Origin of the sequence: Cedecea colo (genome assembly GCF_011808225.1) — a bacterium.
Taxonomy (GTDB): Bacteria; Pseudomonadota; Gammaproteobacteria; order Enterobacterales; family Enterobacteriaceae; genus Dryocola; species Dryocola colo.
Map to the genome: position 1 here is coordinate 684,446 of NZ_SOYS01000001.1, position 22,270 is coordinate 706,715.

Genomic DNA, 22,270 nt, shown 5'->3' on the forward strand with positions numbered 1-22,270 from the left:
ATAAGTGTTAAATTTGCATAGGTTTTCTAAATAAGAAATAAAGTCATGCCTTCATCTTCGGTTCTCAATCCTGGGCTGCCCGTTAACCAGCAAATTTATCGTATTCTGCGCCGCGACATCGTCCGCTGTTTAATTCCGCCCGGCACCCCGCTTTCTGAAAAAGAAGTTTCCGTTCGTTTTGACGTTTCCCGTCAGCCCGTGCGGGAAGCTTTTATTAAGCTTGCGGAAACGGGGCTGGTACAGATTCGTCCCCAGCGCGGCACGTACGTGAATAAGATTTCCGTCAATCATGTGAAGAATGGCTGTTTTCTTCGCGAGGCTATTGAACGCGCCGTGGTAAAGCGGGCCGCAAGCATGGCGACAGAAAGCCACCTGTATATGCTTGAGCAGCTCTTAAATCAGCAGCGCGTTGCCATTGAACGTAACCAACTGGACGATTTTTTCCAGCTCGATGATGAGTTTCATGAGCAACTGGCGCTGGTGGCCGATTGCCGCCTGGCCTGGGATACCATTGAAAACATCAAAGCGACGATGGACCGCGTGCGCTATATGAGTCTCGATCATGTTTCCCCGCCGGAAATGCTGCTGGCGCAGCACTACGCTATTTTTGAAGCGCTCAGGAAACACGATGAAGATGCTGTGGATCAGGCCATGCACCGCCATCTGCATGAGATTAGCCAGTCAATTCTGTTGATCCGCCAGGAAAACAGCGACTGGTTTAGCGAAGAGTAAAGCAGGCTCGCCCATGCTGGCGATTTCAGCGTGGGCCTGATTATTTTCTCATCCACTGCCCGTTGATGCCGCGCACGTACTCGCCCGGCTGCGCACGCGTTACCAGCTTTTGCCCGGCAAGCTTCGCGACTTCATCCACGGAAATATTATTGCTGTCGGCCAGTTGCTGATAACGCGACGCCCTTGCCTCGTTGATGCTTTTCACCAGCGCCAGCGTTTCTTTATCCTGCCTGACGGGCGCGATGTAGCCGCTCAGCGTTTCCCCTACCCGCCCCTGCTGACGAGCCTCGTTCAGCGTTATGGCCCACAGCGGCTGGCTGAACATCAGGATGCAAATCAGCGCGCCTTTGATTACGGTTTTCATTAGTCACCCCTCATCAGAACAGGTCGCTGCGGCTTTTAAGCAGATTTTCCACATCCTTATCCACCTTGATATGAATTTCATGCTCGATTTTCACGTTCATGTTGATGGTGATGGGTTCTTTCGGCGCGGCAACTTCAATGCGCGGCGTACAGCCCGAAAGCACCAGCGTTCCGGCCGCCAGTCCTGCGGCGATAAATATTTTCATTGTCTTTCCTCACATGCTTTGCCGGATGTCTGACAGCGCGCCTCCGGCAGTGCGGCGTGTTGTTCCAGCCAGGCCTGTAAATTATCGCCAAAGCGTAAACTCCGCCACAGCGTAAAAAGGTTTTCCTGATGGGTATAGTTGAGATTAACGGTGTTTTTCTTGCCCTCCACGTGGCTTATCCCCGTTACGCTGGCGCTCATTGTCATCACGCCCAGATTATCTAAGTTAATTTTCGTCCACGAATGCGCGATCTCCATGTAGCGCAGCCAGTTTATGGCCGCGCCCGCCGCCATATTATTGGCAACGATGGCGTCGGCCATATCTTTATCCATGCGAAACGTCAGCGGACCCGGGTTGGTGAGCCAGCCATCTTTGATAATCCATTGCGGATGGTTAAGCCACAGCGGCAGCGCGCCGGTAACGCGCCCGGACATCGTAAACTGTTTGGGATTGATTGCCGTGATTAACTCACTCGAAGAAATATTCTGTAGCCGAAGCAACGCGGCGTCCCGCTGCGGCATACGGAGCTGCTGCATGAGAATTTTGCCGCCCAGTATATCAACGCTCACGTTGCTTAGCGCCAGAGGCCGCGTGTCGCTCCACGGATACCAGCCTTCAAGGTCGGCGGTAACGTTTTGCGCGCTCACCTGGTTTTTTACTTCTCCGATACGTAACGTAACCGGGCCATGCGTTCCCAGGTGCCAGGTCGACTCGCTAAAGCGGAACGGCAGAACAAAATCGACGCCGTTGATCTGGTTATCCGGCAGCCATGCGCTCCCACCCTTCACTACGCCGTGCCCGCCGGCTTCGAAGCCTTGCCCGCTCGCGGCGGAAAAAGCGATTTGTGCATAAAGATTGCCGCCTTTCAGATCCATCTTCCAGTCCGGCGGGATCAGCGGCTGGAAAACGGTTAACGTCTGTTCCGGCCACCAGGCGTTACCGCGCAGACGTTCGCCATCCCAGCGGCCCGTCACGCGCACCGGGCCAATCTTACCGGCATGGAGATCGCCCTTAAACTGAAACGAAGAGGGATCTTCGCCGTTAACGCTAAATTTCAGCGTGGAGGCAGGCAAGGTGCTGCCGCCGGTAAACGTCGTGCTACCGGCATCCAGCGACAGGGCGCCGGTAAAGGAGGAACGACCTTCTGCGCGCTGCCAGTGAATGGGTTTTTCCAGCACCAGACGCGGCTTGTCCATCAGCATCGAGCCGTACTGGAGCTTGTCGAACCCCGTCGAAAGCGCGGTCAGTTCAATAACGTTGTCGCGCCACTCGCCTTTGCCGCTCACATCCCAGCGAGCGTTCATCGGTGTGAACGCTCCGTTGCCCCAATAACGCCACTGCCACCGTCCGGCATCGGGGAGGAAATTGTCGGCTTTGCCATCAAGGTGTAAGACAACGTTGCCCATTTTATTTTCGTGAGCGCGGATAATGGCCTGTAAACGCCCGTCTACACCCTGCTGCGTGAGGCGCACGCCAGCCAGCGGCCAGCGGATTTCGTCGATATCCAGCGAATCAATTGCCCGGCCACGGGAGCGCAGCAGCGCGCCTGGCCTGAACAGCAGCTGCGGATCGGTCAGGACGCCGCTTAACTCGCCGGGCAGTACCGCATAGAAAACGAGCGCATCCTGTTTAGCTTCGCCCGTTAGCTGTAGCGGCAAAGCGCTGTTTGTCATGCTCAGTTTGCCCGGCCCGATGTTCAGCACCGCGTTGCCCTTGCCGGCGCGGCCCTGGGTTACCACATTCATGCGTCCGCTAAACGTGGCGTTTTCCAGCCCCTGCTGCCAGTCGTCCACGCGCAGGGCGATGCCGCCACGCAACGGCAATCCTTGATAAGGCCAGTACCAATGTCCGCCGTTGATTTCGAAGATCTTCTGGCTGATGGTCCAGGGCAACGAAACCAGCGGTTCGTCACCATCTGATTTGCGCAGCGTTAAAGCGCCCTCGTCTTCATACCAGTCAAGCACTGCGTTAACAGGCGCAGGATCCTGTGGAATGCGCAGCGCGGTGGTGATGCGTCCCTGCTCCGGCAAACCGTTCGGCACCAGCGCAAGCGTGATTGTGCCGACCAGCTCAATCGGATCCATGCCTTCGAACGCGCTGATTTTAAGTTGCTGTAGCTCAAGCTTCTGGCCTTGCAGATTTGCATCAAGGGTTAATAGCGGACCGGCGTAATGCACCTCTTGCCGGGCTGGCGTCAGCGAGACACGCAACCCACCGGCAAACCGTTGCCACGGCGTGACGTTCACTTTATCAATAGTCAGCAGCGTATAGGGCAGCATGGACTGCCATTGGGCAAGCGTGCGCGGCGCGGCTGGGCTGGAATTATCGGCAGGTATTTTACTGATGCAGTCAGGATTAAGGGTGAGTTCATTCACATGCAGCCGCCAGCGGCTCGGATGACTTAGCCTGGCGTTTTTCAGGTTTGCCAGTTCGCACTCCCCGGCCAGATAGCGAAGATCGGGAATAATAATCGCCCCGCGGCTCAGGCGCGGGCTGGCCTCCATGGCAATTCGCGTGCCCTGCGGAAGCCAGATGCCGGCAAGCGTCGGCAGCCAGTTGGCGATGGTCAACAGCAGCGTCAGCGGGAGCAAGATAAGTATCAGCGCGAGGGCAATAATAGCTTTATATTTACCCTTCATGGGCGGTTAATATCCTGATTCAGCGACAATTTATGCCGAAATATGCAATGATTCTGTCATGATTCGGGCCGGGCGTGAAGTCAACGCCATCGACTAAGCTTAGATGAGCGATAACCGGCGGGCCTCTCGCGCTTATCAAAACTTATTTTTAATAATGGTAAGAAAATTTTAAGCATGGTAATTTTACGTTAAATTATTCTGGAGAAAAGTCTTATGAAACTGGCGGTGTATAGCACAAAACAGTACGACAAAAAGTATCTGGAGAATGTTAACCAGAAATATGGCTTTGATATTGAATTTTATGACTTCCTGTTAACGGAAAAAACCGCCAAAACCGCCCATGACTGCGATGGCGTATGTATTTTCGTTAATGACGATGGCAGCCGTCCGGTGCTCGAAGAGCTGAAAAAACTGGGCGTGAAGTTTATTGCCCTGCGCTGTGCGGGCTTTAACAACGTGGATATAGAGGCGGCGAAAGAGCTGGACCTGCCCGTTGTGCGCGTGCCGGCCTATTCTCCGGAAGCGGTAGCCGAGCATGCCATCGGTATGATGATGTGTCTGAATCGTCGCATACACCGGGCCTATCAGCGCACCCGTGATGCTAACTTCTCGCTTGAAGGGTTAACGGGTTTTACCATGTTCGGTAAAACCGCAGGCGTCATCGGCACCGGTAAAATTGGCCTTGCGGCGCTGCGTATCCTGAAAGGGTTTGGTATGCGCCTGCTGGCGTTTGATCCTTACCCAAGCGCGGCGGCGCTGGATATGGGCGTAGAATATGTCGATCTGCCGACGCTCTTCTCGCAGGCCGACGTTATTTCCCTGCACTGCCCGCTGACGCCGGAAAATTACCATTTGCTCAACCGCACCGCCTTTAGCCAGATGAAAGACGGCGTGACGATCGTGAATACCAGCCGCGGCGGCTTAATCGATTCTCAGGCCGCTATCGAAGCGCTGAAGACGCAGAAAATTGGCGCGCTGGGCATGGACGTGTACGAGAACGAACGCGATCTGTTCTTTGAAGATAAATCTAACGACGTCATTCAGGATGACGTATTTCGTCGCCTTTCCGCCTGCCACAACGTGCTGTTTACCGGACACCAGGCGTTCCTGACGGCCGAAGCATTGACCAGTATTTCCGAAACGACGCTTGAAAATTTGCGCCAGCTTGAAAGCGGCGAACCTTGTGCTAATCAGGTCAATTAATGCTTACGGCGGATAGCGCTTAGCTTGTAAGGTTATCCTTACCGCAGCCTGATGTACTTTTTGCCAAAGTGGCGACAACGCATTGATGTAATAAATAACTTAGGGAGAAGGAATGAAAAAATTAGCTTCGCTGATGCTGGCAGCAACGGTTCTGGCTGGTTGCGCGCAATCCGCTGCTACGGGAACCGTTACCGCACAAGATTTGCAGCATCATCGCTATATTTTACAAAGCGTGGACGGTAAGCCCCTGGAAGGGATCAGGCGTATGCCGGAGCTGAGCTTCGGGGAAAATATGCATATCGCCGGCAGCATGTGTAACCGCTTTATGGGCCAGGCAACGCTTGCCGACAATATCCTGAAGGCGAAAGGCCTGGGAATGACCATGATGCTGTGTGCTGAACCGCAGCTTAACGAGCTCGATCGCACGATCAACGATATGCTGACCGCAGGCGCGAAGGTTGAGCTGGCACAGCAGCAGTTAACGCTGAAAACCAGCCAGCATACGTTAGTGTATAAACTGGCCGATCTGGGCAACTGATTCCGTTAGAAGGTTCCGCAGGATCCGGCGGCAAGCGCGTTTTCACTGCAGCGTTTGCCGTTGGGCATAGCACACATCCCGACTGCCGACCCGTCAAGCTGACGAGCAACGCTCAGCGTTCCACCAATCATGGCGCAGCTCGCCTGTCCCTGATTTGACATAGCAGCTCTCATTCCCGGCTGGACATGCGCGGCAGTGGCTTGTTGAGGTGGTTCATTATTACTGCATGCCGATAAAAGCGTTGTCGATAACAACAAAGCGGCACACCCGGCTAAAAACGCAGCGCGCATTACTCTTCTCCCCCTGAACGTTGCAAACCCCAGGAATCATAAGCGCCATCTCCGCGCTACGTCGAGAGCCGCGAGCAAGAAAAAGTGTTTGTTTTTGCGAAATGGATCACTGTTTGGCATAAAACTTCAGATAATTCCCACCAGCCACCCTGCGCGCGGGCAACGGCGAGCACACAAAAGCGAAAATCGCGCTTTCTGGCCTTTGCTAAACTTAAAGCATTATTCAGGGCCGCCGCCGTAATGCGAGCCTTTTATTTTAGCGCTTTGTAAGGGTCAATTATGATCACTATCGACGGCAATGGTGCGGTCGCCTCCGTGGCGTTTCGCGCCAGTGAAGTTATTGCCATCTACCCGATAACACCGAGTTCAACCATGGCCGAGCAGGCGGATGCCTGGTCCGGCGATGGCCGCAAGAACGTCTGGGGCGATACGCCTCGCGTGGTAGAAATGCAGTCGGAAGCCGGGGCAATCGCCACCGTGCACGGCGCGCTGCAAACCGGCGCCCTTTCCACTTCATTTACCTCATCGCAGGGTTTGCTGCTGATGATCCCCACGCTCTACAAGCTGGCCGGGCAGCTAACGCCGTTTGTTCTGCACGTGGCCGCCCGCACCGTGGCTACACACGCGCTCTCTATTTTTGGCGACCACTCGGACGTGATGGCCATTCGCCAGACCGGCTGCGCCATGCTTTGCGCCAGCAGCGTTCAGGAAGCACAAGACTTCGCGCTGATTTCGCATATCGCAACCTTAAAGAGCCGCGTGCCGTTTATTCACTTCTTCGACGGTTTCCGCACTTCACACGAAATCAATAAAATTGTCCCGCTGGCGGACAGCACTATTCTTGAATTGCTCCCGCAAAAAGAAATCGATGAACATCGTGCCCGCGCGCTGAACCCTGAACATCCCGTTATTCGCGGCACGTCTGCCAACCCGGATACTTATTTCCAGTCCCGCGAAGCAACAAACCCGTGGTACAACGCGGTTTACGAACATGTCGAACAGGCGATGGACAGTTTTGCGAAAGTCACCGGCCGCCGGTATCGTCCATTTGAATATTATGGTCATCCACAGGCCGAGCGCGTGATTATCCTGATGGGTTCCGCCATCGGCACCTGCGAAGAAGTTGTCGATGAGCTGCTGACCCGCGGCGAAAAAGTTGGCGTATTGAAAGTCCGCCTGTTCCGCCCTTTCTCTGCCGATCGTCTGCTGGAATCCTTGCCGGTAAGCGCGCGTCACATTGCCGTGCTGGACAGAACCAAAGAGCCGGGCGCGCTGGCGGAACCGCTGTATCTGGACGTGATGACCACGCTTGCCGAAGCCTTTAACCGCGGCGATCGTGAAACGCTGCCGCGCGTCATCGGCGGGCGTTATGGACTTTCGTCCAAAGAGTTTGGGCCGGATTGCGTGCTGGCGGTATTTAACGAATTAAAAGAGACGAAGCCGCGCCCGCGCTTTACCGTCGGTATTTACGACGACGTAACCAACCTGTCATTGCCGTTGCCGGAAAACACCCTGCCATCCCGCGCTAAGCTCGAAGCGCTGTTTTATGGTCTGGGCAGCGACGGCAGCGTTTCGGCGACCAAAAACAACATCAAAATCATCGGCAACTCTACGCCATTCTTTATCCAGGGCTATTTCGTCTATGACTCGAAAAAGGCGGGCGGCCTGACGGTTTCTCACCTGCGCGTCAGCGAGCATCCAATTAACTCCACTTATCTTATCGACCGCGCTGATTTCGTTGGCTGTCACCAGCTACAGTTTATCGACAAATATCAGATGGCTGAACGCCTGAAGCCGGGCGGCATTTTCCTGCTTAACACGCCGTACGGTGCGGATGAAGTCTGGCACCGCCTGCCGCAGGAGGTTCAGGCGGTACTTCATCAGAAGAAAGCGCGTTTCTTTGTGGTTAACGCGGCGAAAATTGCCCGTGAATGTCAGCTTGGCGCGCGTATCAACACCGTTATGCAAATGGCCTTCTTCCATCTCACCAACATTCTGCCAGGCGACAGCGCGCTGGCTGAATTGCAGGGTGCGATTGCCAAAAGCTACAGCAGCAAAGGCCAGGAGCTGGTTGAACGGAACTGGCAGGCGCTGGCAATGTCCCGCGAAATGCTGGCGGAAGTTGCGCTGCAACCGGTAAACGAAAGCAGCCCGCTGCGGCCGCCGGTGGTGTCCGATGCCGCGCCAGATTTTGTAAAAACCGTTACCGCCGCCATGCTTGCAGGTCTTGGCGATGCGCTGCCGGTTTCCGCGCTGCCGCCGGACGGCACCTGGCCGCTGGGCACCACGCGGTGGGAAAAACGTAATATCGCCGAAGAGATCCCCATCTGGAAGCCGGAGATTTGTACCCAATGTAACCACTGCGTGGCAGCCTGCCCGCACTCGGCGATTCGCGCCAAAGTGGTGCAGCCGGAGGTTATGGACGCCGCGCCTGCCGCTCTGCAATCGCTGGATGTGAAATCCCGCGACATGCGCGGCCAGAAATATGTGCTGCAGGTGGCGCCGGAAGACTGCACCGGCTGTAACCTGTGCGTTGAAGTCTGCCCGGCGAAAGATCGCCAGAACCCGGAAATCAAGGCCATCAATATGATGTCGCGCCTTGAGCACGTTGAAGTTGAGAAAGAGAACTATGATTACTTTCTTAAGATGCCGGAAATGGATCGCGCCAGCCTGGAACGCATCGATATTCGTACTTCCCAACTGCTGACGCCGCTGTTTGAATATTCCGGCGCCTGCTCTGGCTGCGGTGAAACGCCTTACATTAAGCTGTTAACCCAGTTGTATGGCGATCGCCTGTTAATCGCCAACGCTACGGGTTGTTCATCGATTTACGGCGGCAACCTGCCTTCCACACCGTACACTACCGACGCCAACGGGCGCGGCCCGGCATGGGCGAACTCGCTGTTTGAAGATAACGCCGAGTTTGGCCTGGGCTTCCGTTTGACGGTTGACCAGCACCGCGTACGCGTGATGCGCCTGCTGGAAAAATTTGCCGACCGGTTGCCGGCGGAGCTTAACGCGCAGCTGCACGCCGAAGCCACGCCGGAAGTTCGCCGCGAGCAGATTGCCGCGCTGCGTCAGCATCTGGCGAACGTGGACGACGCCGATGCCCGTCAGCTATTGACCGATGCAGATGCGCTGGTAGAAAAATCTATCTGGCTCATCGGCGGCGACGGCTGGGCCTACGATATCGGCTTTGGCGGCCTCGATCACGTGCTGAGCCTGACAGAAAACGTTAATATCCTGGTGCTGGATACGCAGTGTTATTCCAACACCGGCGGCCAGGCTTCCAAAGCTACCCCACTCGGCGCGGTGACCAAGTTTGGCGAGCACGGCAAGCGCAAGGCACGTAAAGATCTTGGGGTGAGCATGATGCTGTACGGGCATGTTTATGTGGCGCAGATTTCCCTTGGCGCGCAGCTGAACCAGACGGTGAAAGCGATTCAGGAAGCGGAGGCTTATCCGGGGCCGTCGCTAATCATCGCCTACAGCCCTTGCGAAGAGCACGGTTACGATCTGGCGCTGAGCCACGATCAGATGCGCCAGCTCACCGCAACCGGTTTTTGGCCGCTGTACCGCTTTGACCCGCGCCGTGCGGATGAAGGCAAACTGCCGCTGGCGCTGGATTCCCGTCCGCCGTCGGATGCGCTGGCCGATACGCTGATAAAAGAGCAGCGCTTCCGTCGCCTGAACTCGCAGCAGCCGGAGGTGGCTGAGCAGCTGTGGAAAGACGCCGCCGAAGATCTGCAAAAACGCTACGATTTCCTGGCGCAGATGGCGGGTAAAGCGGAGAAAGCAGCCAGCGAATAATTTCCCCTCACCCTGACCCTCTCCCCTTTGGGGAGAGGGAAACGTTCGAGAAAGTCTTTCCCTGGAGGAGAGAACCGATCGAGATTATCCCCAGCCCGTTCTACACGACTTGCCCTTCCTCCTTCCAGAGAAGGCCGTCCTTTTTGCTACTCCCATAACATATTCCCAACGTAGCCGTTGCGAAGAATATATTCGTGCGCATCATGTCGCCTTGCCTTCCTTAATAGAGCAGAACGATGATTGCCGTTGCTTTAGTTGATGACCACGTTGTGGTGCGTTCCGGTTTTGCCCAGCTTTTGAGCCTCGAAACCGATATTCACATTGCCGGACAGTTCAGCACCGCCGCCGAGGCATGGCCTGCGCTTATCAAATCTCCCCCGGATGTCGCCGTGCTCGACGTAGCCATGCCTGACGAAAACGGGCTGAGCCTGCTTAAACGCCTGCGCCAGCAGCATCCTGGCTTTCGCGCCATTATTCTGAGCATTTACGATACTACCGCCTTTGTTCAAAGCGCGCTGGATGCCGGTGCCAGCGGCTATCTCACCAAGCGATGCGGCCCCGAAGAGCTGGTACAGGCCGTGCGTACCGTTGGCATGGGCGGGCATTATTTATGTGCCGACGCGCTGCGGGCGTTGCGCCATGCAGGGCAACCCGCAAAAGCGCTTGCAGGCTTAACCCCTCGCGAGCACGAAATTTTTGATCTTCTCGTGCAGGGTGAAAGCGTGAAACATATCGCAGACATGCTCAGGCTAAGTCATAAAACGGTGCACGTGCACCGGGCCAATATCCTCGGCAAGCTGCAATGTGAAAGCACTATCGAGCTGGTGCATTTTGCCCTCGACCATCAGTTGCTGACCGGGCACTAAATGAGACGTTCCTGGCGTTACCTGCTGTTGTCGCTGTTTATCGTCTTTGCCTGGGGGCTTGGCTGGCTGGCGCTGTGGACCATTAGCTTCTATCTCACCAGCAACGGCCAGCAGGCCACCTTACTTTTGCCGCAGGGCGTGTACCTCGCGCTGCTGATCCTGCTGCATCGTCGTTACTGGCCTGCCCTGTTTGTCTCGGTTATCGGGCTGCTGGGCTGGCTGTGGCAGCAACAGTTAATGACCGAACCGGTAATGCTGCTTTCCCCACTTATCAGCGCGATCCCGGCGCTATACGTGCAGCGTTACTGGCATCGCTTCATGCTCTACTGGCAGCGGCTTTCTTTGTTGATGGCGGCGATTACCGCCGATGCTCTGCTGCATACGCTGGCGCTTAGCCCCTTCCTGGCAAGCTCGTCGTCGCAAATCTTGCTGGCCGCGTTTACCGGCGGAATCTTGCTGACGCCCTTCGTGTACCTGATTTACGAATACCTGAGCCAGCAGCATCAGGAAAGCCTGCTGGCGCAGGAAACGCCAAATCCGCCGCTGCGTACTTCGCTGCTTATCTGGTGTAGCCTGTTTTTTATTATTGGCGTTGGCGCGCAGATGGTTTTGTCGCCGGAAATTGAGCGCCTGCTGCTGATCGTGGTATTTCTGCCAAACGTGGTGATGGCCTATAAGTTTGGCTGGCAAGGCGGCGTGCTGGCGGCGCTGCCTGGCAGCATAATGATCACTATCGCCCGACAAATTGGCACCGGCTTTAACGGATTGATGGAGATGGAGCTGTTTTTGTCGACCCAGGCGCTGCTCGGTATCGGCCTGGGGATTGCCATCAGCCGTCAGCAGCATCTGGCAAACAATCTTCATCGTTACCGCCAGCGGCTGGAAAGCGAGCTACAGGCCCGGCGTGAGCTAATGGAAAAGCTGGTGCATGCCGAAGAAGACACGCGCAAGGATCTCGCCCGCGAGCTGCATGACGAGATTGGCCAGAACATTACCGCGATACAGATCCAGTCGATGCTGGTGAAGCGTACCGCCAACGGCGATGCGGCAACGCTTGCCGCCGAACAGATAAACCAGCTTGCCCAGCGTATTCATCACTCCACCCGCCAACTGCTGCGTCAGCTTCGCCCGCCCGTGCTTGATGAGATGTCCCTTGAGAAAGCCCTGCATCACCTGATGCAGGAATTTGCTTTTGCCGAACGCGGCATCGTCTGCCGTTTTACTTACGATCTTCCAGGGCAACCCGCCAGCGATACCGTGGTGTTCACGCTTTATCGTCTGGTGCAGGAGTTGCTGAACAATATCTGCAAGCACGCTGATGCAAGCCACGTCGACGTCTCCCTTACTTTACAGCCACACGGCGTGCGGCTTGAGGTGAAGGACGACGGCGTTGGTTTTGGCGGCGATATGCATGCAGGCTTTGGTTTACGGGGCATCGGGGAGCGCATCCGCGCTTTAGGTGGCGATTTGACGCTCGAAGGACGATACGGAACGCGCATAATTGTTAACCTGCCCACACTTATTCAACAAAATCAGGGATAACCAGGAAAAAGTCTTAGCTGCCTAAAACCTTGTCTCATCCCCTTTCTGCCGTCGTTTTCTATAGTCTTTTCAACCCGGAGGAATCTCATGATTTCTGAGCAAACTATTGGTCGTAATTATCGTTACTGGCGCCCGCGTTTGCTGTTTTCGATGGTGGTGGGCTACGCCGCTTTTTACCTGACACGTAAAAGCGTGAGCTTTGTTCTTCCGGCGATGCAGATTGACCTCGGGCTGAGCAAGAGCGATATCGGCCTGATGGGCACGCTGTTTTATCTCTCGTACGGCCTGTCGAAGTTTGCCGCAGGGCTCTGGCATGACAGACGCGGCGATCGCTGGTTTATGGGCGTTGGCCTGCTGGCAACCGGCGTGCTGAATATTCTGTTTGCCTTTGGCAGCAGCCTGACGATGCTGCTGCTTATCTGGACGCTGAACGGGTTTTTCCAGGGCTGGGGTTGGCCGCCCTGCGCAAGGTTGCTGACGCACTGGTACTCGCGCAATGAACGCGGTTTCTGGTGGGGATGCTGGAATACCTCCATCAACCTGGGCGGTGCTGCGGTGCCGATGATTTCCGCGCTGATGGCGCTGTGGTTTGGCTGGCAGGCGGCGCTGCTGACGCCGGGGATTATCGGCATCGTGACAGGAGTCTGGCTATGTCGTCGCTTAACCGGCACGCCGGAAGAAGCAGGCCTCCCGCCGGTAGGCGTCTGGCGGCACGATCCGCTGGAGATGAGCCAGGTACAGCTTAGCCCCGCCATGCCGCTGTGGCAGATGTTTCGCAGCACGGTGCTGCAAAATCCGATGATCTGGCTGCTCGGCGTGAGTTATGTGTTGGTTTATCTGATTCGTATCGCGCTAAACGACTGGGGCAACATCTGGCTGGCAGAAAGCCACGGCGTAAATTTACTCAGCGCCAACGCCACGGTGATGCTGTTTGAAATGGGCGGACTGTTCGGGGCGCTGTTTGCAGGCTGGGGTTCGGATTTGCTGTTTCGCGGCCAGCGTGCGCCGATTATTTTGCTGTTTTCCCTTGGGCTGTTTATCTCCGTTGCCGCCCTCTGGCTCTCGCCGGTGCACCATTACGCGCTGCTGGCGATGTGCTTTTTTGCTATCGGCTTCTTCGTGTTCGGCCCGCAGATGCTGATTGGCCTCGCAGCGGTGGAATGCAGCCACAAACAGGCCGCGGGCGCCGTAACCGGTTTTCTGGGCTTATTTGCATACTTAGGCGCAGCGCTGGCGGGCTGGCCGCTGTCGCTGGTGATTGAGCGTTACGGCTGGTCGGGAATGTTTGGGCTGCTGACCATCGCCGCCGCACTGATTGGATTTTTGCTGATGCCGCTATTAATGGCGGGTATCAGCGCGCAGGACAGGAGTATTGGGGCCATGGATCCGGCCATCACCTTACCTCAGGACACTTAGGATAATAATATGAAAATGACCGTGCTCTCTTCTCTGGTTGCCGCAGGCGTCGCGCTGGCAACGCTTTCGGGCGCAGCCCAGGCGAAAGGCCGTCTGGTGGTCTATTGCAGCGCCACTAACGAAATGTGCGAAACGGAAGCCAAAGCGTTTAGCGAAAAGTACGATGTGAAAACGTCGTTTATCCGTAACGGCTCCGGCAGCACGCTTGCGAAAGTGGATGCCGAGAAGAAAAACCCGCAGGCCGACGTATGGTACGGCGGCACGCTTGATCCGCAGTCGCAGGCGGGCGAGATGGATCTGCTGATGCCCTATAAATCGGCCAACCTTGAGCAGATCATGCCGCAGTTCCGCGATCCGGCTAAACGCAAAGGGAACTACTCCTCTGCCGTCTACGTCGGTATTCTTGGTTTTGGCGTCAATACCCAACGCCTGAAAGAGAAAAACCTGCCGGTACCCAAATGCTGGAAGGACCTGACTAACCCAATCTACAAAGACGAAATCCAGATTGCCGATCCGCAAAGCTCGGGCACGGCTTACACCGCTCTTGCGACCTTTGCCCAGCTTTGGGGAGAAGATCAGGCGTTTGATTACCTGAAAAAACTCAACGGCAATATTTCACAGTACACCAAATCCGGTATCGCCCCGGCGCGTAACGCCGCGCGTGGCGAAACGGCTATTGGCATCGGCTTCCTGCATGATTACTCGCTGGAAAAAGAGAACGGCGCGCCGCTGGAGCTGATTTCGCCCTGCGAAGGCACCGGCTATGAAATTGGCGGCGTCAGCATTCTGAAAGGCGCGCGCAATATCGACAATGCTAAGCTGTTCGTTGACTGGGCGTTGTCAAAAGAAGCGCAGGAGCTTTCCTGGCAGAAAGGTAAGTCCTATCAGATACTGACCAATACCACCGCTGAATCCTCGCCGCTTTCCCTGAAGCTCAACGATCTGAAGCTTATCAATTACGACATGGATAAATACGGCGCCACCGACATGCGTAAGGCGCTGATCGGCAAATGGGTTAACGATGTGAAGATGGGTAACTAACCTGCCAGCAGGTGACGTGACGTTGTCACCTGCCTTCTCTTTTCTTTTGGCCGATGAGGCATCTATGTCTGAAACTTTACTTTTGCGCACGCCGCAAAAGCGGGACGCTATTATCTGGTGGGTAGCGCTGTGCTGGCTGGCTTTTGCCCTGCTGCCGAGCTGGAGCCTGGATTACGGCCTGTTTGAATCCACCTCTGATGAGATCCTCGACGCCTACGGCTGGTCCGGGTTAAACATCAGCCTGCTGTGGTACATCCTGCCTTCTTTACTGCTGCTGCGCCCGTTCAACGAGCCGGGACCTGAGAAAAAACAGCGCCACTATTTCGATGCTGGCTGGGCCTTAGTCTGCATGGCTTTTGTGGTAGTAAGCGCCACGGTAAGCGGGCGCGGAATGGGCTACGCCACCATCGTGCTGTTTATCGCGCTGGGCATGATTATTACCCTCGCCCTGGCCCGCCTTGAATGGCTGGGCGGCGACCGCTTTGTTATTGGTTCGCTGGTGACCATTGTGGCGCTGATTAGCGTATTTATCGTCTGGCCGAGCATCGCTATCTTCATCCCGATGTTCACCAACGACGCCGGGGATTTTGCGCCGCTGGCGTTTATGGCGGTGCTCGGCCAGGCGCACATTGTGCAGGTGATTATTAACTCCATCGGCCTGTCGATTGCCGTGGGAATTGGCTGTACGTTCTTCGGTCTTGTGCTGGCGATTTACACCACGCGCATCGCTAAGCGCAGCGCAATTATCGGCCGCATTTTCTCCATTTTGCCGATCGTTACGCCGCCTTTTGTCGTCGGGCTTGGCGTGACGCTGATGATGGGCCGCTCCGGCTATATCACCGAGCTGATGGTGAACTGGTTCGGGCTGACCAATACCAACTGGCTGTACGGCTTTACCGGCATCTGGCTGGCGCAGGTTCTGGCCTTTACGCCAATGGCGTTTATGATCCTTGATGGCGCGATAAAAACGATTCATCCATCGCTTGAAGAAGCTTCCTACACGCTGCGCGCCACGCGCTGGAAAACCTTCAAAGGCGTATTCCTGCCGCTGTTAAAACCGGCGCTGGCGAACGCCTTCCTGATTGTGATTGTGCAGTCGCTGGCGGATTTCAGTAACCCGCTGGTACTGGGCGGTAATTTCGACGTGCTCGCCACGCAAATCTATTTCTACATCACCGGCTCGCAGCTTGATTACCAGGCGGCCAGCACGCTCGGCGCATTCCTGCTGCTGTTCTCGCTGCTGGTGTTCTGCATTCAGTACATGTGGATCGGCAAGCGTTCGTACGTAACGGTTTCCGGCAAATCCAACCGTGGCGACGTGCAGCCGCTGCCGGTCACGCTGGTATGGGCGGTTATCGCTCTGCTGGCCGTGTGGGTGGCGTTTAACGCCCTGCTGTACGGCAGCATTTTCTACGGCAGTTTTACGGTGAACTGGGGCGTGGATTACACCCTGACGCTGGATAATTTCATTAAGCTGTTCGGCCAGGGCATGAGCGACGGCGCTTGGCCTTCGCTGCTTGATACCCTGCTTTACGCCGGGATTGCCGCACCGATTACCGCTTTCTTCGGGCTGTTAATCGCCTGGATTGTGGTGCGTCAGCAGTTCCGCGGCAAAAAAACCATCGAATTCACCACCATGCTGTGCTTTGCGGTGCCGGGCACTGTGGCAGGCGTCTCTTATATTCTCGCCTTTAACAGCGCGCCGGTTTACCTGACGGGCACCGCCGCCATCGTGATTATGTCGATGGTAATGCGCAACGTGCCGGTGGGAATTCGTGCCGGGATTGCCGGACTGGGACAGATTGATAAGTCGCTGGATGAAGCCTCGCTGAGCCTGCGCGCCGGTTCCATGCGTACGATTATCAATATCCTGCTGCCGTTACTGCGCCCGGCGATCCTTTCCGCGCTTATTTACAGCTTTGTACGCGCCATTACCACGGTCAGCGCCATTGTTTTCCTTGTGACGCCGGATACCCGCGTAGCGACGGCCTACATTCTTAACCGTGTTGAAGACGGCGAATACGGCGTGGCTATCGCCTATGGCTCGATTCTGATCGTCGTGATGCTGACGATCATCTTCATTTTTGACTGGCTGATTGGCGAGGCGCGTATTTCGCGCTCGAAAGCCAAAACCAACGCGTGATTACGGAGTAACCCATGACACAACCTCATTTTGTAGAACTGCGCGGCGTCACGAAACGGTTTGGCAATAATACCGTCCTTGGCGGCATCAATCTGGCTATTCCAAAAGGCGAAATGGTCACCCTGCTCGGCCCGTCCGGCTGCGGCAAGACCACGGTGCTGCGCCTGGTGGCCGGGCTGGAAAAGCCCACCGAAGGGCAGATTTTGATTGATGGCGAAGACGTAACCCACCGTTCAATCCAGCAGCGTGATATCTGCATGGTATTCCAGTCTTACGCCCTGTTCCCGCATATGTCGCTTGGCGATAACGTCGGCTATGGCCTGAAGATGCTGGGCACGCCACGGGCAGAAATTAAAGCCCGCGTGCAGGAAGCGCTGGCGATGGTCGATCTGGAAGGATTTGAAGATCGCTTTGTCGATCAAATTTCTGGCGGCCAGCAGCAGCGTGTGGCGCTGGCACGGGCATTAATCCTCAAGCCGAAAGTGCTGCTGTTCGATGAGCCGCTCAGTAACCTTGACGCCAACCTCAGGCGCAGCATGCGCGACAAAATCCGCGAGCTGCAAAAGCAGTTCAACATTACCTCGCTGTACGTCACCCACGATCAGAGCGAGGCGTTTGCCGTGTCGGATACGGTGCTGGTAATGAACAAAGGCGAGATTATGCAGATTGGCAGCCCGCAAACGCTCTATCGCCAGCCAGCCTCACGCTTTATGGCGAGCTTTATGGGCGATGCCAACGTCTTCCCGGCGCGCTTCGGCAGCGATTATGTGGAGATCCACGGCTATTGTCTGCCACGTCCTGCGCAACTGGCGATTTCACAGGCAGAAGGTACGGTAGGCGTGCGCCCGGAAGCCATTACGCTTAGCGAACACGGCGCGGAATGCCAGCGCTGCGTGGTTCGTCACGTCGCCTATATGGGGCCGCAGTATGAAGTAACGGTGGAATGGCACGGCCAGGCGCTACTGTTGCAGGTGAACGCCACGCGGTTGCAGCCTGACGTAGGTGATAATTATTATCTGGAGATTCATCCGTACGGCATGTTTGTGCTGGCGGACGCGGCTTAGAATTTGTTGCCTGAAACCGGTGGATGGCGCTTATGCTTATCCACCTTACTATTTAGCAGGTCGGGTAAGCGTAAGCGCCACCCGACTTTTATCGCAGGTTACTTCAGCAAACGAACCTTAACGGATTTGCCTTTGATTTTACCCTGCTGCAACTGTTTCCAGGCGTGGCGGGCAACGGACTGACGAACGGCAACGTAGACATGGACTGGATGCACGTCTATTTTGCCGATATCGGCTCCATCCAGCCCCATATCGCCGGTCATGGCGCCGAGAATATCGCCCGGACGCATTTTGGCTTTTTTGCCGCCGTCGATGCACAGCGTCGCCATCTCTGCTTCCAGCGGCTTGATGCTGATACCGGTCGGCGCCTGCTGCCAGTTTAAAGAAAGGCTTAACATATCTGCCAGCACGCTTGCGCGCTGCGCTTCTTCCGGGGCACAGAAGCTGATTGCCAGGCCGCTTTCCCCGGCGCGAGCGGTACGCCCGATACGGTGAACGTGCACTTCCGGGTCCCAGGACAGCTCGTAGTTAATCACCATTTCCAGCGCTTTGATGTCCAGACCGCGAGCGGCGACATCCGTTGCCACCAGTACGCGGCTGCTGCCGTTGGCAAAACGCACCAGCGTCTGGTCACGGTCACGCTGTTCCATATCGCCATGCAGCGCCAGCACGCTTTGATTGCTTTCGCTCAGCGCATCACATACGGCCTGGCAATCTTTTTTGGTATTGCAGAATACCACGCAGGAAGCAGGCTGATGTTTGCTGAGCAACTTTTGCAGCAGGCCAATTTTGCCGCCGCGCGAAACTTCATAGAACTGCTGTTCGACAGACGGCAGTTCGTCAACAGAGTCGATTTCGATAGCCAGCGGATCGTTCTGCACGCGCCTGCTGATAGCGGCAATTGCCGTCGGCCAGGTAGCGGAAAACAGCAGCGTCTGGCGTTTGGCCGGCGCGTGGGCGATAACTTCGTCAATCGCATCGGCAAAGCCCATATCCAGCATGCGGTCGGCTTCGTCCAGCACCAGCGTTTGCAGCGCGTCCAGCTTCACCGTCTCTTTTTTCAGGTGATCGAGCAGGCGACCCGGCGTGGCCACGATAATGTGCGGTGCGTGAGTCAGGGAATAGCGCTGCACGCCAAACGGCTGTCCGCCGCATAAGGCCAGCACTTTGATGTTTGGCATATAGCGCGCCAGACGGCGTAGTTCTTTAGCAACCTGATCCGCCAGCTCACGCGTTGGGCACAGAACCAGCGACTGGGTAATAAACTGGCTGGCGTCAATGTGTTGCAGCAGACCCAGACCAAATGCTGCGGTTTTACCGCTGCCGGTTTTCGCCTGAGCACGGACATCTTTCCCTGTAAGAATGGCGGGCAAGGCAGCAGCCTGAACGGGAGTCATGGCGTGATAGCCCAGTTCGTTAAGATTGGCGAGTTGTTCCGCAGGCAGAATGTTTAGGGTAGAAAAAGAGGTCACAATTATATTCTCGATAAAGGGGCTGTCGGTCAGCGGCTGGCGCGCATTCTAGCAGCTTCGGCTGGCAGGGTCATTTATCTACGTATTTAACGCCGGACAACGCGCTTATTACCTTACTCATCGCCCTGGCCGTTAGCTCAGAGCGTTTGATTTTTTGATTGGCAAGCGAAGCCCGCAGCAGACCAGCTATGACGATATGTTTGGGCTCCTGACCCAGATCGCGCATCTCAAGAACCACCTTGCCTACAACGCGGCACATTTCCTGGTACAGCTCTTCGTCTTTGGTCTGGTTTCCCATGCTCGCTCCATTTTTAAATTCGCGTAACAGCATAGCATCATGCCACCAGGGATTTCAGGCCGGACTCTCTTTTAATGTCCTCGCATCACAATCTCAACCGCCGCGTGACTTATCATGCTTCCTGCGCCGTCGCCGATTACTTTTCCCTGCCGGTGCAGTTCGATGACGATATTGTCACGATTAATTGCGGTTCCTTCAGCTATCAGACTTACCACTGCCGCCCCAATAGCGCAGCCGATTAGCTGCGCACGTTCTTCATCCTGGCTCATTACCCTGCTCTCTTTTTATTACCCCTAAAAAAATTAGCACAACTTTTAATTGCCACATATACCAGCGGGAAAACTTACATTATCCTCAGGCTCTTTTAGCTAAGCGCCAGAAACCGCGCTCGCCCGACGGGGTAATTAATGCACTATTTTACCAGGTTCCTTATGTTAAGAGAGTTAACTCCCGACGATGCTGCCGATCTCTACCGGATTTATGGCGATCCGGCGACCAATACCTTCAATCCTGCTGGCCCTTAGCCAGGCATCGAATTTGCAAGGTCGAGACTCAGCGACTGGATAAAAGAGTATAAACAGCATGGCTACGGTAACTGGGCCATTTCGTTGCGGGAGGCGCCTGAGCGCATTGTCGGGTTTGCGGGCATCTCCGTGCGCACGCTCAATGGTTCGCTTACCAATAACCTGGGCTACAGATTTTCTACCGACGTCTGGGGAAGAGGAATCGCGACTGAATTTTGCCAGTTTGCATTGACGCATGGTTTCGAAACGCTTGGTTTGCAGGAAATTACGGCTGTTGTCAGGCCCGATCATCTCGCGTCTCAGCGTGTGTTGATAAAAGCAGGATTGCGCTTAACGGGCACGACGGATGATGTTCCTCATTCGCTGCCCAGTCAGGTTTATAAACTCGATATAAATGAATGGCATGTTTTGCATAAGGGAAGCGGCACCTCTACGCAGGATGTAAGTGATTGATTATTTGTAAACCAAATGAGGGTTTACCTTTGTAAGTGTGAATAAACAACAAGATGTACTGCATGCCGCTGGAAGAATTTTTATCCCAACGGCTTTCACGCCACCAGTACGGATCGGATATACAGCGAGATGCGGCCGTCCGCAATATTCCTGAAAAATAGCGAAATCTGGCGAACACCGTTATCCAAATGCGCTGATCCACATTCCGCGCCACCCTTAATCGATGCGCGCCGGAACGCCGCTATAAAACGTGCTGGCATTCGTCGCCGCAATCCGTACCATACACGCCAGCATTACGCGTTACGCGTGTTGGTTTACAGCCCGAGAATTCCATGACCAGTCAAAAAGAACAGTACAATCTCAACAAACTCCAGAAGCGTCTGCGCCGTAACGTCGGTGAAGCCATTGCTGATTACAATATGATCGAAGACGGCGACCGCATTATGGTTTGCCTCTCCGGCGGTAAAGACAGCTATACCATGCTGGAAATTCTGCGCAATCTGCAACAAAGCGCGCCCATCAGCTTCAGCCTGGTGGCGGTTAACCTCGATCAGAAACAGCCTGGCTTCCCGGAGCATATCCTGCCGGCATATCTGGAGAGCATCGGCGTTGAGTATAAGATTGTCGAAGAGAACACCTACGGCATCGTAAAAGATAAGATCCCGGAAGGTAAAACAACCTGTTCTCTGTGTTCTCGCCTGCGTCGCGGCATTCTGTATCGCACGGCTACGGAACTGGGGGCGACTAAAATCGCGCTTGGTCACCACCGTGATGACATCCTGCAAACGCTGTTCCTGAATATGTTTTACGGCGGAAAGATGAAAGGCATGCCGCCAAAACTGATGAGCGATGACGGTAAGCATATCGTTATTCGTCCTCTGGCCTACTGCCGCGAGAAAGATATCGAGCGTTTCGCCATCGCGCGCGAATATCCTATCATCCCGTGCAACCTCTGCGGTTCGCAGCCGAATCTGCAACGTCAGGTTATTGGTGAAATGCTGCGCGACTGGGATAAACGCTACCCTGGCCGGATCGAAACCATGTTCAGCGCGATGCAAAACGTGGTGCCTTCACACCTGTGTGATACCGAACTGTTTGACTTCAAAGGCCTCAGGCACGGTGCGGAAGTGGTGAATGGCGGCGATCTGGCATTCGATCGTGAAGAACTGCCGATGCAGCCTGCCGGCTGGCAACCAGAAGAAGACGACAGTGAAACGCCGCTGCAGCGTCTGGACGTGCTGGAAATTAAATGATGCTGACTCCCCTCTCCGCAACGGAGAGGGAAGCCTTTACATATGCGGTGGCGGATCGATGATAGGCTTCGGATCGGGGTCAACGGGCGGATCGGGTATCGGCTGCGGTTTTGGGAAAGGATCGGGATTCGGCACCGGATCGCTGGGAGTTGGGTCGCTCATAAACATGCCTCGGTGAAAAGTCATACGCTCCTCCTGTTAGTTCTCCCTTTAAGCATAGACAACAAATCGCAGACAAAAAAAAGCCGACGGTTAAAGTCGGCATGGTATGAATCAATTTTGCTATGCAGTAATTCTAAAAAAAGGAAGTAAGACAATATGGAGCGCAACGCCCATCGCTTGACGTTGCATTCACCTGCAGGAGAGATATTGCCTCTAACCTCGCGGGAGTTTATTGACTTCGCTCAAATTAATCAG

The 22,270-nt window shown here is 55.3% G+C and carries 20 protein-coding genes; 12 read left to right on the forward strand and 8 right to left on the reverse strand.

What is annotated here, in order from left to right:
• Positions 1 to 45: 45 nt before the first annotated feature.
• Positions 46 to 732, forward strand: a complete 687-nt coding sequence (locus tag E2L00_RS03085; RefSeq protein ID WP_167606816.1) for a GntR family transcriptional regulator — start codon at positions 46 to 48, stop codon at positions 730 to 732.
• 40 nt (positions 733 to 772) lie between these two features.
• Here the strand turns inward: E2L00_RS03085 and E2L00_RS03090 are convergent, their stop codons facing one another.
• From E2L00_RS03090 to E2L00_RS03100, 3 genes are read right to left on the reverse strand one after another with little or no spacing between them, the layout of a single operon-like run.
• Complete coding sequence (locus E2L00_RS03090; protein ID WP_167606819.1) at positions 773 to 1,096, reverse strand: YdbL family probable chaperone protein; 324 nt, start codon at positions 1,094 to 1,096, stop codon at positions 773 to 775.
• 13 nt (positions 1,097 to 1,109) lie between these two features.
• Entirely contained in the window at positions 1,110 to 1,301 is a 192-nt protein-coding gene (locus E2L00_RS03095) for a YnbE family lipoprotein (RefSeq protein WP_167606822.1), read from the reverse strand.
• A complete protein-coding gene (locus tag E2L00_RS03100; protein WP_167606825.1) occupies positions 1,298 to 3,940 on the reverse strand; it encodes a YdbH family protein in 2,643 nt (880 codons plus the stop codon). The genes E2L00_RS03095 and E2L00_RS03100 overlap by 4 nt, the downstream gene beginning before the upstream one ends.
• Before the next feature lie 213 nt (positions 3,941 to 4,153).
• On the opposite strand from E2L00_RS03100, the gene E2L00_RS03105 reads away from it, so the two are divergent.
• Positions 4,154 to 5,143, forward strand: a complete 990-nt coding sequence (locus tag E2L00_RS03105; RefSeq protein ID WP_167606828.1) for a 2-hydroxyacid dehydrogenase — start codon at positions 4,154 to 4,156, stop codon at positions 5,141 to 5,143.
• Between the two features lie 112 nt (positions 5,144 to 5,255).
• Positions 5,256 to 5,681, forward strand: a complete 426-nt coding sequence (hslJ, locus tag E2L00_RS03110; RefSeq protein WP_167606830.1) for a heat shock protein HslJ — start codon at positions 5,256 to 5,258, stop codon at positions 5,679 to 5,681.
• Positions 5,682 to 5,686: 5 nt separating this feature from the next.
• Here hslJ and E2L00_RS03115 read toward each other — a convergent pair whose 3' ends face one another.
• Positions 5,687 to 5,971, reverse strand: coding sequence for a putative hemolysin (locus tag E2L00_RS03115; protein ID WP_167606833.1), 285 nt, complete (start codon positions 5,969 to 5,971; stop codon positions 5,687 to 5,689).
• Positions 5,972 to 6,250: 279 nt separating this feature from the next.
• Between E2L00_RS03115 and nifJ the strand changes: the two genes are divergently transcribed.
• The 7 genes from nifJ to fbpC all read left to right on the forward strand — a co-directional run bounded on the left by nifJ (position 6,251) and on the right by fbpC (position 17,853).
• Positions 6,251 to 9,781: a pyruvate:ferredoxin (flavodoxin) oxidoreductase gene (gene nifJ / locus E2L00_RS03120; protein ID WP_167606836.1), complete on the forward strand. Its 3,531-nt coding sequence runs from the start codon at positions 6,251 to 6,253 to the stop codon at positions 9,779 to 9,781.
• Positions 9,782 to 10,017: 236 nt separating this feature from the next.
• On the forward strand, positions 10,018 to 10,647 hold the full coding sequence (locus tag E2L00_RS03125) for a response regulator transcription factor (RefSeq protein WP_167606839.1): 630 nt from the start codon (positions 10,018 to 10,020) through the stop codon (positions 10,645 to 10,647).
• Entirely contained in the window at positions 10,648 to 12,189 is a 1,542-nt protein-coding gene (locus tag E2L00_RS03130; protein ID WP_167606842.1) for an MASE1 domain-containing sensor histidine kinase, read from the forward strand. It begins immediately after the preceding gene.
• A gap of 87 nt (positions 12,190 to 12,276) precedes the next feature.
• Positions 12,277 to 13,605, forward strand: coding sequence for an MFS transporter family glucose-6-phosphate receptor UhpC (uhpC, locus tag E2L00_RS03135; protein ID WP_167606845.1), 1,329 nt, complete (start codon positions 12,277 to 12,279; stop codon positions 13,603 to 13,605).
• A gap of 9 nt (positions 13,606 to 13,614) precedes the next feature.
• The gene (locus E2L00_RS03140) at positions 13,615 to 14,646 is read left to right on the forward strand and encodes an ABC transporter substrate-binding protein (RefSeq protein WP_167606848.1); all 1,032 of its coding nucleotides are present in this window, start codon (positions 13,615 to 13,617) and stop codon (positions 14,644 to 14,646) included.
• Positions 14,647 to 14,710: 64 nt separating this feature from the next.
• Entirely contained in the window at positions 14,711 to 16,789 is a 2,079-nt protein-coding gene (locus E2L00_RS03145; protein ID WP_167606851.1) for an ABC transporter permease, read from the forward strand.
• 14 nt (positions 16,790 to 16,803) lie between these two features.
• The gene (fbpC, locus tag E2L00_RS03150) at positions 16,804 to 17,853 is read left to right on the forward strand and encodes a ferric ABC transporter ATP-binding protein (RefSeq protein ID WP_167606853.1); all 1,050 of its coding nucleotides are present in this window, start codon (positions 16,804 to 16,806) and stop codon (positions 17,851 to 17,853) included.
• 98 nt (positions 17,854 to 17,951) lie between these two features.
• Here fbpC and dbpA read toward each other — a convergent pair whose 3' ends face one another.
• From dbpA to E2L00_RS03165, 3 genes are all read right to left on the reverse strand, one after another.
• Positions 17,952 to 19,325, reverse strand: a complete 1,374-nt coding sequence (gene dbpA, locus E2L00_RS03155) for an ATP-dependent RNA helicase DbpA (protein WP_167606856.1) — start codon at positions 19,323 to 19,325, stop codon at positions 17,952 to 17,954.
• Between the two features lie 70 nt (positions 19,326 to 19,395).
• Positions 19,396 to 19,623, reverse strand: coding sequence for a fumarate hydratase FumD (gene fumD / locus E2L00_RS03160; RefSeq protein ID WP_167606859.1), 228 nt, complete (start codon positions 19,621 to 19,623; stop codon positions 19,396 to 19,398).
• A 71-nt stretch (positions 19,624 to 19,694) separates the two neighbouring features.
• The gene (locus E2L00_RS03165) at positions 19,695 to 19,892 is read right to left on the reverse strand and encodes a hypothetical protein (protein ID WP_167606862.1); all 198 of its coding nucleotides are present in this window, start codon (positions 19,890 to 19,892) and stop codon (positions 19,695 to 19,697) included.
• Positions 19,893 to 20,153: 261 nt separating this feature from the next.
• Here E2L00_RS03165 and E2L00_RS03170 point away from each other — a divergent pair, with 261 nt between their 5' ends.
• Positions 20,154 to 20,600, forward strand: a complete 447-nt coding sequence (locus E2L00_RS03170) for a GNAT family N-acetyltransferase (RefSeq protein ID WP_338031890.1) — start codon at positions 20,154 to 20,156, stop codon at positions 20,598 to 20,600.
• 332 nt (positions 20,601 to 20,932) lie between these two features.
• Positions 20,933 to 21,853 carry a tRNA 2-thiocytidine(32) synthetase TtcA gene (gene ttcA, locus E2L00_RS03175; protein WP_167606865.1) on the forward strand — a complete coding sequence of 307 codons (921 nt, stop codon included), beginning with the start codon at positions 20,933 to 20,935 and terminating at the stop codon, positions 21,851 to 21,853.
• Between the two features lie 36 nt (positions 21,854 to 21,889).
• On the opposite strand, the gene ynaL is transcribed toward ttcA, so the two are convergent.
• Positions 21,890 to 22,039, reverse strand: a complete 150-nt coding sequence (gene ynaL / locus E2L00_RS03180) for a proline-rich small protein YnaL (RefSeq protein ID WP_167605369.1) — start codon at positions 22,037 to 22,039, stop codon at positions 21,890 to 21,892.
• Positions 22,040 to 22,270: the final 231 nt, after the last annotated feature.

What these genes read in the sequence shown, in the direction of transcription:
- E2L00_RS03085 (WP_167606816.1), top strand. Translation starts at nt 46, where the DNA reads ATGCCTTCATCTTCGGTTCTCAATCCTGGGCTGCCCGTTAACCAGCAA.
- E2L00_RS03090 (WP_167606819.1), bottom strand. Translation starts at nt 1,096, where the DNA reads ATGAAAACCGTAATCAAAGGCGCGCTGATTTGCATCCTGATGTTCAGC.
- E2L00_RS03095 (WP_167606822.1), bottom strand. Translation starts at nt 1,301, where the DNA reads ATGAAAATATTTATCGCCGCAGGACTGGCGGCCGGAACGCTGGTGCTT.
- E2L00_RS03100 (WP_167606825.1), bottom strand. Translation starts at nt 3,940, where the DNA reads ATGAAGGGTAAATATAAAGCTATTATTGCCCTCGCGCTGATACTTATC.
- E2L00_RS03105 (WP_167606828.1), top strand. Translation starts at nt 4,154, where the DNA reads ATGAAACTGGCGGTGTATAGCACAAAACAGTACGACAAAAAGTATCTG.
- hslJ (WP_167606830.1), top strand. Translation starts at nt 5,256, where the DNA reads ATGAAAAAATTAGCTTCGCTGATGCTGGCAGCAACGGTTCTGGCTGGT.
- E2L00_RS03115 (WP_167606833.1), bottom strand. Translation starts at nt 5,971, where the DNA reads ATGCGCGCTGCGTTTTTAGCCGGGTGTGCCGCTTTGTTGTTATCGACA.
- nifJ (WP_167606836.1), top strand. Translation starts at nt 6,251, where the DNA reads ATGATCACTATCGACGGCAATGGTGCGGTCGCCTCCGTGGCGTTTCGC.
- E2L00_RS03125 (WP_167606839.1), top strand. Translation starts at nt 10,018, where the DNA reads ATGATTGCCGTTGCTTTAGTTGATGACCACGTTGTGGTGCGTTCCGGT.
- E2L00_RS03130 (WP_167606842.1), top strand. Translation starts at nt 10,648, where the DNA reads ATGAGACGTTCCTGGCGTTACCTGCTGTTGTCGCTGTTTATCGTCTTT.
- uhpC (WP_167606845.1), top strand. Translation starts at nt 12,277, where the DNA reads ATGATTTCTGAGCAAACTATTGGTCGTAATTATCGTTACTGGCGCCCG.
- E2L00_RS03140 (WP_167606848.1), top strand. Translation starts at nt 13,615, where the DNA reads ATGAAAATGACCGTGCTCTCTTCTCTGGTTGCCGCAGGCGTCGCGCTG.
- E2L00_RS03145 (WP_167606851.1), top strand. Translation starts at nt 14,711, where the DNA reads ATGTCTGAAACTTTACTTTTGCGCACGCCGCAAAAGCGGGACGCTATT.
- fbpC (WP_167606853.1), top strand. Translation starts at nt 16,804, where the DNA reads ATGACACAACCTCATTTTGTAGAACTGCGCGGCGTCACGAAACGGTTT.
- fumD (WP_167606859.1), bottom strand. Translation starts at nt 19,623, where the DNA reads ATGGGAAACCAGACCAAAGACGAAGAGCTGTACCAGGAAATGTGCCGC.
- E2L00_RS03165 (WP_167606862.1), bottom strand. Translation starts at nt 19,892, where the DNA reads ATGAGCCAGGATGAAGAACGTGCGCAGCTAATCGGCTGCGCTATTGGG.
- ttcA (WP_167606865.1), top strand. Translation starts at nt 20,933, where the DNA reads ATGACCAGTCAAAAAGAACAGTACAATCTCAACAAACTCCAGAAGCGT.
- ynaL (WP_167605369.1), bottom strand. Translation starts at nt 22,039, where the DNA reads ATGACTTTTCACCGAGGCATGTTTATGAGCGACCCAACTCCCAGCGAT.